Annotated in this window: 1 pseudogene; it reads right to left on the bottom strand. The window is 64.7% G+C overall.

The features are described 5' to 3' along the window. Positions 1-1301 (bottom strand): annotated as a pseudogene (locus AC0L3J_RS37055) (IS5 family transposase); the annotation flags it as partial.

Below are 1301 nucleotides of genomic sequence, written 5' to 3'. Positions count from 1 at the left end.
CAAGCGTATGCGATAGCTGGATCAGGAAGAGGCACAAGAGTTCTCTGAGCCAGGCGAGGATACGGCGGAAGTTGTGGCCCACTGCTGAGAGCACGACGTTGGCGGCGTCGCCGGTGCGGCCTTTGAGGTAGCAGCGGCCAAGGTGACCTTCGGCCTTCAGATGTCCGATGATGGGCTCGATGGCGGAGCGGCGCCGGAGCTCGCGCTTGATGACGCCGAAGACGCCGCGCTTTTGGCCGGAGATGAAGACGCGACGTGGATTTTGCGTGTCGTGGCCGCGATATCCCTTGTCGACATAGGCCCGCTCGATCGGACAGCCGGTGAGCGCCTCGATGCGGTCGATGGCGTCCCGCAGGGTATGACCGTCGTAGGGATTATCGGGCAGCGACCTGGCGTGCAGTACGAACAGGCCACCGGGCGCCCGGCAGTTGTTGGTGACGATGGAGGCCTTCACGCCGAACTCGTAAGGGGCTGAGGCCTTGCCTTTGCCGATGCATTCCACCTCCGGGGCATGGAAGGAATAAAGCTTCCAGCCGCGCTGGCGCTGCTGCTGCGAGCGGATTTGCACGGCCCGGCCAAGCGGGAGGGCGAATGCCTCCTCCAGTGCCGGCTGGCCCTCGATCTTGCGGCGGATGTCGCGGATGATGCGGCCGAGCCGGCTGCGCAGAATGCGCAACTGCCGCTGATGCCGGCTGAACTGTTTGGCATGGGCGTAGCGGCCCGCCATCATCGCGGCGGCCTTGGCCACACGAGAATAGGATTGCCGCAGCCTGACGGCGTGCCTTCTCGCCAGGCGGTTGAGCCCCTTGATAGCCGCATGGAGCAGCTTGGCATCGGTCGGAAAGGTGATGGCCTTCGGCTGCACCGTGGTGTCGACGGTGACGCGCTTGAGGTCCTGGCCGCGTAACGCGCCGGCCGCGTGCGCCACCCGCAGGCTCTCCGCCAGCAGCAGCTCCAACTTGTCGCCGAGCCGCTTGCGCCAATGGCTCAGGTCCGAGCGCTCGTGCGGGAAGGCATGCTGAAAGAACTCTTGCCCGGTGAAGAACTGGAAATAAGGGTCGTGGACCCGGCGCTCGCACCCCCCTCATCGGACAGCCCGTAGATATGCTTGAGCAACAACAGCCGATCATGAAGCGGGTCTCGATCCCCGGCCGGCCGTTCTCGCTGTAGAGCGGCGCGACCTCGCCGTCGATCCAGTCCCAATCGATCTTGCCGGCGAGCTGAACCAGCTCGTGCTTCATGTTGATGATCTGGTCCAGCCGCGCCCGGAACAGATCGTTCGATCCCGTCGTCCTGTGCTT

It is taken from the genome of Bradyrhizobium sp. Kon37, from assembly GCF_055807535.1.
The sequence above is the reverse complement of the archived record's forward strand: the minus strand, read 5'-3'. Positions and strand labels throughout refer to the sequence as shown.